The sequence below is a fragment of the Kitasatospora sp. NPDC058190 genome, from assembly GCF_042883685.1.
GTDB lineage: Bacteria > Actinomycetota > Actinomycetes > Streptomycetales > Streptomycetaceae > Kitasatospora.
In genome coordinates this window covers 20,892-35,871 of record NZ_JBHVVI010000032.1, presented here as the reverse complement: position 1 = coordinate 35,871, position 14,980 = coordinate 20,892, and the positions used below count along the sequence as shown (strand labels likewise).

Annotated in this window: 12 protein-coding genes and 1 pseudogene; 7 read left to right on the top strand and 6 right to left on the bottom strand. The window is 71.8% G+C overall.

All coding sequences use genetic code 11. The features are described 5' to 3' along the window. Positions 1 to 151 precede the first annotated feature (151 nt). Positions 152 to 1,630 (bottom strand): aspartate ammonia-lyase, encoded by a 1,479-nt coding sequence (gene aspA, locus ACFVWU_RS17060; RefSeq protein WP_387621049.1) that lies wholly within the window; start codon positions 1,628 to 1,630, stop codon positions 152 to 154. Positions 1,631 to 1,838: 208 nt separating this feature from the next. Between aspA and ACFVWU_RS17055 the strand changes: the two genes are divergently transcribed. Further along, positions 1,839 to 2,288, top strand: a complete 450-nt coding sequence (locus tag ACFVWU_RS17055; protein WP_387621046.1) for an Lrp/AsnC family transcriptional regulator — start codon at positions 1,839 to 1,841, stop codon at positions 2,286 to 2,288. A gap of 135 nt (positions 2,289 to 2,423) precedes the next feature. Here the strand turns inward: ACFVWU_RS17055 and ACFVWU_RS17050 are convergent, their stop codons facing one another. Together ACFVWU_RS17050 and ACFVWU_RS17045 are read right to left on the bottom strand one after the other, a co-directional pair. Further along, positions 2,424 to 3,293: a hypothetical protein gene (locus ACFVWU_RS17050; protein WP_387621043.1), complete on the bottom strand. Its 870-nt coding sequence runs from the start codon at positions 3,291 to 3,293 to the stop codon at positions 2,424 to 2,426. A gap of 342 nt (positions 3,294 to 3,635) precedes the next feature. Continuing rightward, positions 3,636 to 5,678, bottom strand: a complete 2,043-nt coding sequence (locus ACFVWU_RS17045) for a putative Ig domain-containing protein (protein ID WP_387621041.1) — start codon at positions 5,676 to 5,678, stop codon at positions 3,636 to 3,638. Positions 5,679 to 6,426: 748 nt separating this feature from the next. Between ACFVWU_RS17045 and ACFVWU_RS17040 the strand changes: the two genes are divergently transcribed. Continuing rightward, positions 6,427 to 7,155, top strand: a complete 729-nt coding sequence (locus tag ACFVWU_RS17040; protein WP_387621038.1) for a hypothetical protein — start codon at positions 6,427 to 6,429, stop codon at positions 7,153 to 7,155. A gap of 101 nt (positions 7,156 to 7,256) precedes the next feature. On the opposite strand, the gene ACFVWU_RS17035 is transcribed toward ACFVWU_RS17040, so the two are convergent. Beyond that, positions 7,257 to 7,523, bottom strand: a complete 267-nt coding sequence (locus ACFVWU_RS17035; protein ID WP_387621035.1) for a hypothetical protein — start codon at positions 7,521 to 7,523, stop codon at positions 7,257 to 7,259. 345 nt (positions 7,524 to 7,868) lie between these two features. On the opposite strand from ACFVWU_RS17035, the gene ACFVWU_RS17030 reads away from it, so the two are divergent. After that, positions 7,869 to 8,306, top strand: a complete 438-nt coding sequence (locus ACFVWU_RS17030) for a universal stress protein (RefSeq protein WP_387621031.1) — start codon at positions 7,869 to 7,871, stop codon at positions 8,304 to 8,306. Between the two features lie 418 nt (positions 8,307 to 8,724). After that, complete coding sequence (locus ACFVWU_RS17025) at positions 8,725 to 10,350, top strand: cytochrome bc complex cytochrome b subunit (RefSeq protein ID WP_387621135.1); 1,626 nt, start codon at positions 8,725 to 8,727, stop codon at positions 10,348 to 10,350. Here the strand turns inward: ACFVWU_RS17025 and ACFVWU_RS17020 are convergent. Together ACFVWU_RS17020 and ctaD are read right to left on the bottom strand one after the other, a co-directional pair. After that, entirely contained in the window at positions 10,310 to 10,711 is a 402-nt protein-coding gene (locus ACFVWU_RS17020; RefSeq protein WP_387621029.1) for a cytochrome c oxidase subunit 4, read from the bottom strand. The two genes, ACFVWU_RS17025 and ACFVWU_RS17020, sit on opposite strands and share 41 nt — an antisense overlap. Then, complete coding sequence (gene ctaD, locus ACFVWU_RS17015; protein WP_387621026.1) at positions 10,708 to 12,411, bottom strand: cytochrome c oxidase subunit I; 1,704 nt, start codon at positions 12,409 to 12,411, stop codon at positions 10,708 to 10,710. The genes ACFVWU_RS17020 and ctaD overlap by 4 nt, the downstream gene beginning before the upstream one ends. Before the next feature lie 251 nt (positions 12,412 to 12,662). On the opposite strand from ctaD, the gene ACFVWU_RS17010 reads away from it, so the two are divergent. From ACFVWU_RS17010 to ACFVWU_RS17000, 3 genes and pseudogenes are all read left to right on the top strand, one after another. Next, positions 12,663 to 13,028: a DUF488 domain-containing protein gene (locus ACFVWU_RS17010; RefSeq protein WP_387621023.1), complete on the top strand. Its 366-nt coding sequence runs from the start codon at positions 12,663 to 12,665 to the stop codon at positions 13,026 to 13,028. Positions 13,029 to 13,112: 84 nt separating this feature from the next. Further along, positions 13,113 to 14,105, top strand: a complete 993-nt coding sequence (locus ACFVWU_RS17005; RefSeq protein ID WP_387621020.1) for an NAD-dependent epimerase/dehydratase family protein — start codon at positions 13,113 to 13,115, stop codon at positions 14,103 to 14,105. A 120-nt stretch (positions 14,106 to 14,225) separates the two neighbouring features. After that, positions 14,226 to 14,843, top strand: a pseudogene (locus ACFVWU_RS17000) (LysR family substrate-binding domain-containing protein); the annotation flags it as partial. Positions 14,844 to 14,980: the final 137 nt, after the last annotated feature.

Genomic DNA, 14,980 nt, shown 5'->3' with positions numbered 1-14,980 from the left:
CGGCGAGCTCGGCGAGCAGCCTCCCGACACGGGTCTTCACGGTCGCCATGCTGACGGCGAGGCGGTCCGCGACGGTGGGATACCCGGCATCCACCCAGTGCTCGGCGGGCAGGCAGTCCCCCACCCGCTGACATCCGGGGGCCTCCGCATGTCAGCGGGCGGCGGCGCGGGCGTGCGGGCGGGCGAGGTTGTCGGGGTGGAGGATCTCGCCGAGCTGCGTCTCGGTGAGCAGGCCTCGGCGCAGGACCAGGTCGTGGACGGAGACCCCGGTGGTCAGTGCCTCCTGGGCGATGGCGGTGGCGTTCTCGTAGCCGATGTGCGGGTTGAGGGCGGTGACCAGGCCGATCGAGTGCTCGACCAGGTGGGCGAGGTGGTCGCGGTTGGCGGTGATGCCGGCCACGCAGCGCTCGGCAAGGATCCGGCAGCCGGCCCGCAGGTGGGTGAGGCTCTTCAGCAGGCTGTGCGCGATGACCGGTTCGAAGGCGTTGAGCTGGAGCTGGCCGGCCTCGGCGGCGAAGGTGACGGTCAGGTCGTTGCCGATCACCTCGAACGCGATCTGGTTGACCACCTCGGGGATCACCGGATTGACCTTCCCCGGCATGATGCTCGAACCCGCCTGCACTGCGGGGAGGTTGATCTCACCGAGGCCGGTACGCGGGCCGGAGGAGAGCAGCCGCAGATCGTTGCAGGTCTTGGAAAGCTTCACGGCGATCCGCTTGAGCACGCCGGACAGCTGAACGAACGCGCCGGCGTCCTGGGTCGCCTCGACCAGGTCTCCGGCGACGACCACAGGGATGCCCGTGATGGCGCCGAGGTGGGCACAGGCGGTGGCCGCGTAGGCGGGGTGGGCGTTGAGGCCGGTGCCGATGGCGGTGCCGCCGAGGTTGATCTCACGGATCAGCTCGCAGGCCTCGGCCAGTCGGCCGCGGTCCTCCTCCAGCATGACCGCGAAGGCGGCGAACTCCTGACCGAGCGTCATGGGTACGGCGTCCTGGAGCTGGGTGCGGCCCATCTTGAGGACGTCCGCGAACTCCTCCGCCTTGGCGGCGAAGGCATCGCGCAACTCGGCCATGGTGTCCAGCAGTTCGCGGGCGGCGAAGTGCAAGGCGATCTTGACGGCGGTCGGGTAGACGTCGTTGGTGCTCTGGCCGGAGTTGACGTCCTCCAGCGGGTGCAGGAACCGGTACTCGCCCTTGGCGTGGCCGAGGATCTCCAGCGCGCGGTTGGCCACGACCTCGTTGGCGTTCATGTTGGTCGAGGTGCCCGCGCCGCCCTGGATCACGTCGACGACGAACTGGTCGTGCCAGCGCCCGCCACGGATCTCCTCGCAGGCCTGCGCGATCGCCTCGGCCTTGCGGCCCTCCAGCAGGGCCAGGTCACGGTTGGCCAGCGTGGCGGCCTGCTTGACGCAGGCCAGCGCGGTCACCAGCGACGGGTAGGCGGCGACGGGGGTGCCGGTGACGGGGAAGTTCTCCACCGCCCGCAGCGTGTGGATCCCGTAGTAGGCGGAGGCCGGAACGTTCCGTTCGCCCAGCAGGTCGTGTTCGGTACGAACATCGGGCCCGGCATCGGCATCGACGCCGATACCGGTGCCGGCGGGCGCGGTGGGGCTGCTGAAGGCAGGGGACATGGGGGTTCCGTTCCTGGGGTCGGAGGCTCGGTGGCCACGGCGGCTGTCGGGCGCGGACCGCCGTGCGGAGCGCCGACCGAGGGCTGCGCGGTCGCTGCGGTCGCTGCGGTCGCTGCGGTCGCTGCGGTCGCAAGATTAGGCCGAATCGTCCGCAATCGGTTTGCCACTTCAGGCTCGCTCCCGACCAGATGTGGTGGATAATCGCGCCATGGACCAGATCGACAGGGCAATCTTGCGCGAGCTTCAGATCGACGGCCGGCTGACCATCCAGGAGCTCGCCCAGCGGGTCGGCCTCACGTCCTCCCCGTGCATGCGACGCGTGCGGCAGCTCGAACAGGACGGGGTGATCGAGGGCTACCGCGCGATCGTCAACCCGGACGCGGTCGGCCGCGGCTTCGAGGTGCTCGTCTCGGTCGAACGCGACACCCGCTCGGTCGCGGCCTTCGAGGCCGAGCTGTTGGAGATCCCGGACGTCGTCGAGGCCTACCGGCTGATGGGCAGCCCCGGCTGCCTGCTGCGCGTCGCGGTCGCCGACCTCGCGGCCTACGAGAAGCTCTGGACCGACCGGCTCACCACGCTCACCGGGGCCACCGCCGTCAACTCGCAGATCATCATGAAGCCGATCAAGCAGCCGCGCGGCCTGCCGGTCGACCGTTGAGCCACACCCTCACGCCACCGAGCGGCGCCGACTCACCGACGACGCGGTCACCTGGCCCCGGGCCGGGCGAGCGCTGCCGTCCGATCGGGGTGAGGCCGTCGAACGACGGTGCATTCGACGGCCTTCCGGTGCGCCTCAGGTCAGGGCCTTGGCCTGCCAGTACGCGAACTGCTGGAGCGGGTCGCCGTCGAGCGACCACGGCCAGGCGGTGACGGTGTCGCCGATCATGCGGAAGGTGTCACCCGCCTCGCGCACGCGGCCGGCCTGGACCGCAGCGTAGGCGAGCAGGTTGAGGTCGGCCAGGGCCGCCGCGTGGCGCAGGCGGCCCTCGCGGGGCCAGGTGATCAGTGCGGTGTCCAGTGCGCCGGCGGCCCGGATCTGCGTCCACTGGCGGCGGGCCATCAGCGCCTCGACGCCGCCCTTCGCCGTCGTGCGGGTGTACTCGTCGACCAGGGCGGTCAGCTCGACGCCCACGACCGGCGCGGCCGGCGGCGCGGAGGCGCGGAGCGTGTCCACGAAGTCCAACTGGCTGCTCCGCGAGCCGCACTCCTCCGGCGACAGGTAGCGCAGCATCTGCAGGTAGGCCTCACGGTTCCAGGGGTCGCGCGCGGTCACCTCGGCCCAGACGGCGAACAGCTCACGCGACTCGGCCCGCATCAGGCGCAGGATCCCGAGCAGTACCACCCAGGGCGCCGGATCGGCGGGATGGGCGTCGGCGGCGCGGTAGCAGCACTCGGCGGCCGCCCGGGCGTCCTCCATGCCCCCGGCCTGGCGGCCGCGGACCAGCTGGACCCACGCGTCGAAGACCAGCGGGTCCGCGCCGCGCGGGCGGCGCAGCCGCCAGGAGCGGGCGAACGTCGACGGCGCGGCGGCCTCGGCGAGCACAGCGAAGCGGTGCCCGCGGCGGTCCCAGTCGGTGCCGGCCTCCTGAAGCAGCCGCTCGACCTGGTCGACCTGGATGTCGTCCGGCCCCAGCCGCCCGATGGAATTCAATTGTCGCCGCACGCGGCCGAGTTGGACGTCATCGAGCTCCGTCCGCACTCGCGGACCGGAAGCGCGGAGCCTTCGGAATATCGACACGCGCCGCAGCGTAGGACCCTGGGGGAAATTCGGAAAGCCCCCGAGAGCGAATTGTTATTCAACGGCCGGCGGGCCGGCACAGTGATTTTCATGAGAAAAATGATTGCGCGTCAGTAGCATTCGTTCGCCGTTGAGGAATTCCGTCCGACCCGCGATGCGGGCGCCGCGAGGTGACATGGCGAGGGAGTGGCGCAACCGCGGACGGACACGGCGTGCCCGTGGGGCCGCAGCGCGCGGCTGCGGCCCCACGGGGGCGTGCGATGAGGGTCAGGAGGCGTTGAGGGCGGTGTCGTCGATCACGAAGCTGGTCTGCAGCGAGGCGTCCTCGGTGCCGGTGAACTTGATGGTCACCGTCTGCCCGGCGAAGGCGGAGAGGTCGTAGCTCTGCAGGGTGTAGCCGTTGGCCGCGTTCACGTTGGAGAAGGTGGCCAGGGTGGTGGAGTTGGCCTGGACGGTGAGCTTGTCGTAGGCCGTCGTACCGGTCTCCGCGGTGTCGATGTGCAGCCAGAAGGAGAAGCCGGCCTTGCAGCCGGCCGGGATCTTGAGGGTCTGGCTCAGGGTGTCGGTGTGGGTGCTTCCGTAGCCGTCGAGCCAGGCCTTCCAGGAGCCGGAGTGGGCGGGCTCACTGGCGGAGTTGTCGATCACGCCCGCGGTCGCGGTCCAGGGCGAGGCGCTACCGGTCTCGAAGCCGGGGTTGCCGAGGAGCTGGCCGGCGCCGGTGCAGCTGCCGCCGCCCGAGGTGGAGACCGTCCAGGAGAAACCGGCGCTGCCGGAGGCGTTGGTGGCGTCCTTCGCGGTGACCGTCACGTTGTAGGTCCCGGCCGTGGACGGCGTGCCGGTGATCAGGCCGGTGCCGGCGTTGATGGACAGTCCGGCGGGCAGGCCGCTGGCGCTGTAGCTCAGGGTCTGACCGGAGGCCGAGTCGCTCGCGTTGACCTGCAGGCTGACGGCGGTGCCGACGGTGCCGCTCTGGTTGCCCGGGTTGGTGACGGTGACGGTGTTGCCGGTGCTGCCGCCTCCGTTCTTGAAGGCCGTCAGGCCGTTGGGGGTGCCGAGGCCGGTCGGGCCGTCGTACCCGGCGCCGGCGGTGCACAGGTAGGACGGGGAGCAGGTGCCGTTGGCGCCGCTGGTCACGTCGTTCAGCGAACCGGCTTGCTGGTAGGGGTACTTGGACGGGTAGTCGCTCGCGCCCGGGGTGCCGGCGTCGGCGTAGACGGCGGCGATGATCGGGGAGGATGCGCTGGTGCCGCCGTAGACGGCCCAGCCGCTGCCGCCGTAGGTCTGGTAGACCGCGACGCCGGTGGCCGGGTCGGCGACCGCCGACACGTCCGCGACGGTGCGGTTGGCGCAGCCGCTGTCGGTCTGCCAGCTCGGCTTGGAGTCGTAGGCGGAGCAGCCGGAGCCGGCACCGTTGCCGCCCGAGCTGGAGCCCCAGACGGACTCGCTCCAGCCGCGGGCGCTGGAGTCGCGGGTGAGCGAGGTGCCGCCCACGGCGGTGACGTACTGGGAGGCGGCCGGGTACTGGGCGCCGTACCCGGAGTCGCCCGAGGAGACGGTGATCGCCACACCGGGGTGGTTGAAGTACTGGCTGTCCGAGGCGGTGTCGGTGGAGTCCTCGGCGCCGCCGTAGCTGTTGGACACGAACTTGGCGCCCTGGGCCACGGCCTGGTTGACCGCGGCGCCGAGGTCGGCCATGGTCGCCGAGTTGGCCTCGACCAGCAGGATGTGGGCGTTCGGGGCGACGGCGGAGACCATGTCGAGGTCGAGGGAGATCTCGCCCGCCCAGCCGGTGTCGCCGGTCGGGTAGCTGGTGCCGCCGTTCTGGTCGATCTTCTTGAAGCAGCCGTTGGCGGTGGTGCACGCGGGCAGCCCGTACTGCGTGCGGTAGGTCGCCAGGTCGGACTCGGCGTTGGGGTCGTCCTGGGCGTCGACGATGGCGACGGTCTGACCGGCGCCGCCGTTGGCCGACAGGCCGTAGGCGCTCTGCAGGTCGCTCGGGCCGAAGCCGGACGGCGTCGCGTTCGGCGAGACCGCACTGAGCGAGAACGCGTGCGGCTGGACGACGTCGGTGCGCACCAGGGCGTCGCAGGCCATCTGGTGACGCTCGGTCGGCTTGGCGCACACGTGCTTGACGCCGGCACCGGACGTGCTGGTCACGGCGTCGGCCGGCGCCGCGACGGCGAGGCCGGCGGCCACCACGGCACCGACGGCGAGCGACGCGGTGGTCGCACGGAGTCCACCGTGCCGCAGGCTGGAGCGGAGGAAGGTGTGCAACGGAGCCCTCCCATGTGGGGGTCGGGCCCTGGGCATGCGCGCAACGCCGCTGGGGGCGGCTCATCGGGGCAGGCCCGGGGTTGAGGGGGAGATCGCGCACGTGCAGACGGCTGCCCTGACGTTCGGCGCAGGTCGCGGAAGGTCAGCCCGTAGGGTGACGGAAGGCCGGCCGAACCGGGGATGTTCTGGGCATGCCAAGTGGGTGACGCTGAGCCTTCACGGCGTCAGCGCCAGAAAGGTAGCCAAGCGCGCACTGGCGAACAAGGGCGGTGTCCATGCCATGACCGAGGCTTGACCAGGCGAAATGTCGCCACTGGCGTGCTCGCGCCGCCTCCCCGGCTGAGCGGCGGTTCACCTCGTACACGGAACGGCCGAGGTCCGGGGCGGAGTTGCTCCGTCGGCCGGGTCCGGCACGGGATCGACGTACCGGAAACGCGGCCGTGGACGAACGCACCACGGCGGGCGGGCATGCGATCGTCCGCGGTTCAGCGGACGCGGGTCGCCGGGCTGATCGGCTGACGCACCGACAGACGTTCGGTGGGCACGTCACGTTCGGGGCCGCCCAGCGGTCCTCACTCACCCCCTGAGGGGCGAAGCGGCAGCCGGCGGATCGGCGACCCACCGCCCGGGGTGTTGCAGTCCGGTGACACGGAAGGCTCAATTCCGTCGACAGTTCGTACTAGCTTCGATTGTGTACGCCGCACCCGATTGCCCGCCGCTCCCCGTTCCAGGCCGAACAGTCAACGGGCGCGCCCTCACCCGCACTTCGCTCAGGAGAACCTGCATGTCCCTCTCGACGACCAGCCGCGCGACCACGGTCCGAACGCTGGCCGGCACCGTCCTGACAGCCGCTCTGCTGGTATCCACCGCAACGGCCTGCGGCTCCACGCCTGACGCGCCCAGCACCGCCGCACCAGCCACCACGCCCACGGCCACGGCCACGGCGGCGGCGGCCACCAGCGCGCCCGCCGCCACACCCGACGCGCACGACACCGCCGCCCCGAGCGCCACGCCCACGGCGGCGGCGGCCACCAGCGCGCCCGCCGCCACGCCCAGCGCGCATCACTCCACCACGCCCGCGGCCCCGGGCAAGCCGGCGTCCGCGACCCGCAGCCAGCCTCTGCCGGACGGCAGCACGGCCGAGATCCAGGACCTCGGGAACCTGCACTACGTCGCCAAGATCATGAACCGCGGGCAGGTCCTCGCCACGCTGGAGACGAACGGAACCGACGCCGGCCTCGACGCCAACGACATGTTCGTCGTGCTCTCGATGGACGGCACGGTCCACTCCTGGATGGGCGGCGGGCACCAGGGACCGGGCACCTTCAAGCTTCCCGGCGGCTGGACGGCCAAGGTCACCAGGACCGGCGAGCTCCACTACCGCGCGCAGATCCTCGGCAACGAGAACGAGGTGGACGGCACGCTGGAGGCGGACCAGCACGACGGTGGAGCCGTCGCCAACGGCGTGTACATCGTGCTCACCGCCGGCGGCGAGATCAGCGCACACGAGTGAACCACCCCGGACCGAGCGCCCGCACCTGTCGTCCGCGAGCGCCTCGAAGCCTTCGCCCACATGCAGCCCGTCGATCCCTCCGGAGACGGAGGCCGTCCGGCTCATACCGCCCGGAGCGCCGCCTCGCAGGCGCGGCAGCGCCGGTCCGCGAGCGGGGTCGGGTACCAGGGGTCGCCCGGACGCATGGGCCGGTAGTGGGAGTGCTCCATCACGTCGGTGTCCAGCCCGCACAGCGTGCGCGGCAACGGGTCCTCGGGGGCGTCCGGGTCGGCGCCCGCGGCGTGCACCGCGAGCACCACCGGCTCCACGCCGTCGGGGCCGAGGGCCTCGTCCTGCTGCAGCTCGAACAGAACGATGATCGATGCCATGAGTCGAGGATCGGACGGTCCGGCCCGGTCCACACGCCGGGTGGGCCTTCCGTGGGCCGAAGGCACGGCATCCCCCACATCGGCCGCCGGGGCTCAGGCGCCGACCACCGGGGTGAGCACCAGGGTCGCGTTCGCGCGCCGCAGTCCAGGAGGCGCCGCCGACAGCCCCCGTGTCGTCGCCGTGACCGCGTTGGTCCCACCCTCCACTGTCGCCCTGTCAGGCCCGCCGGGCGGGATCCGGGACCGCCCGGCGGTGTCACCCGGGTGCCGGGCCGTACTCGCGGTGGCGCCGAGCGGCCCGCACTGTGATGGGAGGGGCGACGACCGACAGGACGGTGCAGACGGATGGACGCGAACGACTCCGCTCCCCGCGTCGTGGTCGGCGTGGACGGCTCGCCGTCGTCGCAAGCCGCGCTGCGCTGGGCGGTCCGGTACGCCACGCAGATCGGCGGGGTCGTGGAGGCCGTGGGCGCGTGGGAGCCGCCGAGCCACGTCGGCTGGTCGGCGCCCGTGGTCGATGTCACCTTCGACCGGGAGCTGGCCGAACGACGGTTCGCCGACCAGCTCCACACCGTGCTCGGCGACGACCAGCCGGTTCGGGTTCGACGGTCGATGGTGATGGGCGACCCCTCCGACGTCCTGCTGGACGCGTCGCAGGGCGCCGAGGTGCTGGTGGTGGGCAGCCACGGCCACGGCGGGTTCACCCGGGCCCTGCTCGGCTCGGTGAGCACGCGCTGCGCGCAGCACGCCGGCTGCCCGGTGGTCATCGTCCGCGCGCAGTGACACGCCGGACGAACCGGACCACTCCGACCGGCCCGGGCACCGTCGCCGCGTGACGGCGGAACAGGTGCAGGTCATGTCCCCTCCGTGGAACGGCTGTTGATCCGCACTGCCACGCGTTGGACGGCCACCGTCCGATCCCGGCGGGGCGGCCGGCCGCGGGCGACCCGGTGGGCCGCGCGGCACGCCCGCGGGCGTTGCTCCGATGGGGTGCTCCGCCCCTCACACGGAGGGAGGATCGCGTCGGCCTGCCCGTGCACGGCGGGCGTTTCGCACTAGGTTGCCCGATATGGACGGCAACCAGGGTGACGACAGGCCTGTGGACCGCGTGCCGGACCGCAGTGCGTGGGTGCGGACGAGCACGCCGGAACCGTCGGCCGGTGAGCGCGCCGCGCGGGCCGTCGACCGGCGGCTCCCGCTGATGGAGGCGGGCAAGGAGCTGCTGCGCAAGGTGTTCCCGGACCACTGGTCGTTCCTGCTGAGCGAGCTGGCGCTGTACAGCTTCGTCGTCCTGCTGCTGACCGGGGTCTTCCTCACCTTCTTCTTCGACCCGAGCATGGGCGAGATCGACTACCAGGGCTCCTACCTGCCGCTGCGCGGGGTGCGGATGTCCGAGGCCTACGCCTCGACGCTGCGCATCAGTTTCGAGGTGCGCGGCGGCCTGCTGGTCCGCCAGATCCACCACTGGGCCGCGCTGTTGTTCGTCGCCTCGATCTGCGCGCACCTGCTGAGGGTGTTCTTCACCGGCGCGTTCCGCCGCCCCCGCGAACTGAACTGGGTGATCGGGGTGACGCTGTTCAACCTCGCGCTGCTGGAGGGGTTCTCCGGCTACTCGCTGCCGGACGACACCCTGTCGGGGACCGGCCTGCGGATCGCCGAGGGCGTCCTGCTGTCCGTGCCGATCGTCGGCACGTACCTCAGCTTCTTCGCCTTCGGCGGCGAGTTCCCCGGGCACGCGATCATCCCGCGGCTGTTCACCATGCACATCCTCCTCGTGCCCGGCCTGCTGCTGGCGCTGATCGGGGCGCACCTGACCCTGGTGGTCGTGCTGAAGCACACCCAGTGGGCGGCGCCGGGCCGGACCAACCGGAACGTGGTGGGGCTGCCGTTCTTCCCCCAGTTCCTGGCCCGCACGACCGGCCTGGCGTTCACCGTCGCCGGTGTCCTGGCGCTGTCCGCCCTGCTCGCGGAGATCAACCCGATCTGGCGGTACAGCGCCTACCGGCCCGACATCGCCGGAGCGGGCGCGCAGCCCGACTGGTACATCGGGTTCATCGAGGGGGCCCTGCGGCTGATGCCGGCCGCGGAGACCGGGGTGCTGGGGCACACGGTGTCGTGGAACGCGTTCCTTCCCGCGCTGGTGGTACCCGGCCTGCTGTTCGGGGCGCTGTACGCCTACCCGTTCGTCGAGCGGTGGCTGACCCCGGGCGACGAGGAGCACCACCTGTGCGACCGGCCGCGCAACAAGCAGACCCGCACCGCGCTGGGGGTCTCCGGGGTCGTCTTCTACACGGTGCTGCTGATCGCCGGCGGCAACGACGTGATCGCGTACGTCTTCGGCCTGTCGGTCAACGCCCTCACCTGGGTGCTGCGGGCGGCGCTGGTCCTGCTGCCGCCGTTCGCCTTCGTGCTCACCCGGCGGCTCTGCCTCGCCCTGCAGGCCCGGGACCGCACCCGGCTGCTGGAGGGCGATGCGACCGGCCGGATCGACCAGTCGGTCCACGGCGGATTCAGCGGGAGCCGCCGCCCGGTGCCTGCGGCCGAGCGCTACGCGATGGTGGTGCGCGACGCGCCGCTGCCGCCGAGCGCCCCGGTGGGGGCACCGCGAACGGAGCGGGTGCGGGCCGCGCTCGGTTCCTGGTACTACGGCGACCGGGTCGCCCTGCCCGTCCTGGAGCAGGAGGAGGGCCGGGTCGAGGCCGTCCTCACCGCGCCGGCCCACCCCCGGTCCCCGGAACCGCCCCCCACGCCTCGAACCGGCCCGCTGGGCCGACTGCTGCGGAGGGTCAGGCCCCGCCGTCGCCGCGGTCGCGGTACTGGAAGATGAAGCCGAAGACGGCGAGTGCGAGCACCACCGCGCCGCAGACGATCAGCCACCGGGCGAACACCAGGCCGAGCGCGAAGACGGCCAGGCCCGCCGCCGCGAGCACGGGGTAGCCGCTGCGGGCCGGGAAGAAGCCCAGCGGACCGGCGGTCTCCGCGATCTCGGCGTCCTTGCGGTCCTGGGCCCGGCCGCCGCCGCTCCGCTGGTACTGGACGAACCAGAACAGCGCGACCAGTCCCGACATCAGGAACGCCACCGCCAGGATCGCCTTGCCGGCCGGTTCACGGGCCCAGAACCCGTAGATGAGTCCGGTCACCGCGAAGAACGTCGTCATGACGGCGAACAGCCACCCCTCGGCCTTCATCGCCCGTTCCCCCGTTCGTCCCGGCCGCCGTACGGCAGGTCGGCTCCGCCGCCCGACTGCGCCTCCGTCGGTACCTCCGGGTGGTGCAGGTCGAACGCCGGGGACTCGGAGCGGATCCGGGGCAGCGCGTGGAAGTTGTGGTCGGGCGGCGGACTGGAGGTGGCCCATTCGAGTGACCGGCCCCAGCCCCACGGGTCGTCCTGGGTGATCCGGGTGCCGTACCGGGTGGTCGTCCAGACGTTGTAGAAGAACGGCAGGTTGGAGACCCCGAGCAGGAACGCGCCGATCGAGGCGACCACGTTGAGGGTGGTGAAGCCGTCCGCGTCCAGGTACGTCGCGTAGCGGCGCGGCATCCCCTGGGCGCCGAGCCAGTGCATCACCAGGAAGGTGGTCTGGAACCCCGTGAACAGGATCCAGAAGTGCACCTTCCCCAGCCGCTCGTGGAGCATCTTCCCGGTCAGCTTCGGCCACCAGAAGTAGAAGCCCGCGAAGGTCGCGAACACGACCGTCCCGAACAGGACGTAGTGGAGGTGGGCCACCACGAAGTAGCTGTCGGTGACGTGGAAGTCGATCGGCGGCGCGGCCAGCAGCACCCCGCTCAGACCGCCGAACAGGAAGGTCACCAGGAACCCGATCGACCACAGCATCGGGGTCTCGAAGGACAGCGAGCCCTGCCACATCGTCCCGATCCAGTTGAAGAACTTCACCCCGGTGGGCACCGCGATGAGGAAGGACATCATCGAGAAGAACGGCAGCAGCACCTGCCCGGTGGCGAACATGTGGTGGGCCCACACCGACATCGACAGGGAGGTGATGGCGATGGTCGCACCGATCATCCCGTAGTAGCCGAACAGCGGCTTGCGACTGAAGACCGGGATGATCTCGCTGACGATGCCGAAGAACGGCACCGCGACGATGTACACCTCCGGATGGCCGAAGAACCAGAACAGGTGCTGCCACAGCAGCGCCCCGCCGTTCGCCGGATCGAAGACGTGCGCGCCGAACTTGCGGTCCGCCTCCAGCAGCAGGAGGGCGGCGGTGAGCACGGGGAAGGCCAGCAGCACCATGATCGACGTGAACAGCACGTTCCAGGTGAAGATCGGCATCCGGAACAGGGTCATGCCCGGCGCCCGCAGGCAGGTGATGGTGGTGATGAAGTTGACCGAGCCCAGGATCGTGCCGAGGCCGGCCACCACCAGGCCGAGCGCCCACAGGTCCGGGCCCGTCCCCGGCGAGTGCTCCGCCCCGTTCAGCGGCGCGTAGGCGAACCAGCCGAAGGCGGGCGCCCCGTACGCGGTGAGGAAGCCGCTCAGCACGATCAGCCCGCCCAGCAGGAAGGCCCAGTAGGTGAAGGCGTTCAGCCGGGGGAAGGCCACGTCGGGCGCGCCGATCTGCAGCGGCATGATCGCGTTGGCGAAGCCCGCGAAGGTCGGGGTGGCGAACAGCAGCAGCATGATCGTGCCGTGCATGGTGAACATCCGGTTGTACTGCTGATTCGACAGGAACCCGGTGTCCGGGCCCATCAGCTGGGTCCGCATCAGCAGCGCCATCACGCCGCCGACCAGGAAGAACCCGAAGGCGGTCGCCAGGTAGAGGTTCCCGATCACCTTGTGGTCGGTGGTGAACAACCAGCGCAGCAGCGTGCTGCCACGCCGGACGCGGACCTCTGCGCGCGACGGCGCGGTGTCAGACGCACTCATGGAACCTCCGCAGCGGAGCCGATGACGCACCCCCGGGCCCGTCGTCCACCACGGAGTACGCGGCTTCGCGCGCCGGGAGCGACCCTAGCGTCGGCGGACCGATGAGCCGGGACGCCACGCTGCGTGATCGCGGTCGCGGTTGCCCCCGGTCCGCCGTCCGAGTGCGGATCCTCCCTGTCCGGGCGCACGCTGGTGTGGAGCGCCCGTCGCCTTTCCGACGCACCACCGGGCAGAGCCGGGAGGAACCCGCCATGGCCGCACGGATCGCCTACCGGCGGATCTACGAGGAGTCCTCGCCCCAGGACGGGCAGCGGGTCCTCGTCGACCGCGTCTGGCCGCGCGGGATGAAGAAGGAGGACGCGCACCTCGACGAGTGGCTGCGCGACGTCGCCCCGTCGACCGAGCTGCGCCGTTGGTACGGCCACGACCCGGACCGCTTCGCCGAGTTCCGCCGCCGCTACCTCGCGGAGCTGCGCGACGCCGAACACCACGAGGCCGCCGGCCATCTGCGCGACCTCGCCGCCCACGACACGCTCACCCTCCTGACCGCCACCAAGGACGTGGACCACAGCCAGGCGGCCGTGCTCGCCGAATGGCTGGCGAAGCGGAAGCGCTGAGCGGGGAGCCTGCTGCCTCAGCGGCGTGCCGGCGCTTCGGCCGACCCCGTGGTCCGGGCGCACCGGAACTGGCACGATGGCCCGATGCGCATACTGATCATGGGCGGCACCAGGTTCGTCGGACTCCACTTCGCCCGGGCGGCGCTCGCCGCCGGGCACGAGGTCACCGTGCTCCACCGGGGCAGGTCCGGCGCCCACCTGCTGCCCGACGCCACGCACCTGATCGCCGACCGCGACGCCGACCTGTCCCTCCTGCGCGGCCTCGGCTGGGACGCCACCGTGGACGTCAGCGCGTACTTCCCCCGCCAGATCCGAAAGCTGGCCGCCGCGCTCGACCCGGGCGCCGCTGGACGCTACTTGCTGGTCTCCTCCATGGCCGTGTACGACACCCCCGGCGCCCCGGCGTTCACCGAGGACACCCCGCTGCTGCCCGCCGACGGCCCGGAGGCCGACGCGGTCACCCCCGCCAGCTACGGCCCGCTCAAGGTCCAGTGCGAGCGGGCGGCGCGCGAGGCCTTCGGCCCGGACGTCCTCCTGGTGCGCCCGACCTACGTGATCGGCCCCCAGGACTACACCCGTCGTTTCGACTACTGGGTGCAACGCCTCGCCCGGGGCGGCGAGGTCCTGGCCCCGGGCCGGCCCGACGCACCCGTCCAGGTCGTCGACGCCCGCGACCTCGCCGTCTGGATGCTCGCCCTGCTGGAACGGGGTGCCTCCGGCGCCTACCACGCCGCGACTCCCCCGCCCTTCACCATGGGCGGGCTGCTGGACGCCCTCGCCTCGGCGGTCGCCCCGGCCGGAACCACCCTCACCTGGGTGGACGACGACTTCCTGCGGGCGGCCGACGTCCCGGACGGCGCGCTGCCGCTGTGGACCACCAACCCGCTGGTGCGGGCCACCAGCACCGCCGACCCCGCCGCCGCCCTCGCCACCGGGCTCGTGCTGCGCCCGGTGGCCGAGACCGCCCGGGACATCGCGCCGTTCGACCCGCTGCCGCAGACGCTGACGCCGGATCAGGAGGCCGACCTGCTCGCCGCCTGGAACGAACGGCTCGGGAAGGCGCCCCGTCAGGCGTGAGCCTCGACGAAGGCGGTCACGCTCCGCAGGTACTCGGCCGGCCGGGTGACGTGGGGAGTGTGACCGGCCGGGGCCGGGCGGAGCCGGGCCGCCGGCGACCGGAACCCCACCACCCTCGTCGTCGCCCACGCCGAATACACCGGCCACCAGCTGCTGTTGCGCTGTCTGCCGCAACTGCGCGAGCGCTTCCCCGACGTGACGATCGTGCCGGAGGCCATGCCGACCACGGCCCGACTCACCGCCCTGCGCGCCGAGACGATCGGACTGGGCATCGGCTGGGCGACCGACGGCATCAGCGGCGTACGCGCGCGGGTGCTGTCCACCGAGCGGTTCGTGGCGCTCGTACCCGCGGCCCACCCGCTCTCCGGGCACACCGAGTTGAGCGCCTCCGAACTGTCCACCACCGACCTGCTCACCTGGCCGCACCAGATCGACAGCGGTCTCTGCGACCGCCTCCTGTCCGCCTTCCGGATCGGCGGAGCCGACCTGCGCATCATCAGAACCGCCGACAGCGTGTACGCCATCGCCGCTCACGTCGCCGCCGGAACGGGCATCGGTATCACCGTCGAATCCGCGCTCGACCACCAGCCACCCGGCCTGTGCGTCATCCCCCTCACCGGTCCGTCGACCACCGCCGACCAGGTCGTCCTCACCCCCACCGAGCCGTCGGACACCGCCACGGCGCTGCGCGACCTGCTGCTGCGGGCCTCGGCGGAGGCGCTCGCCACCGGTCGCTGAGCGGTGCACGGGCTCGACCGCGTCGGACGACCTCCTCCGGAGGGGCGTACCCGGAATCGAACCATCCGCTCCCCACGGGAGGCCGATTCCGATGGTTCTTCTCGTCCTTGTCCTGTCGCTCGGTCCTGTTGCTCGGT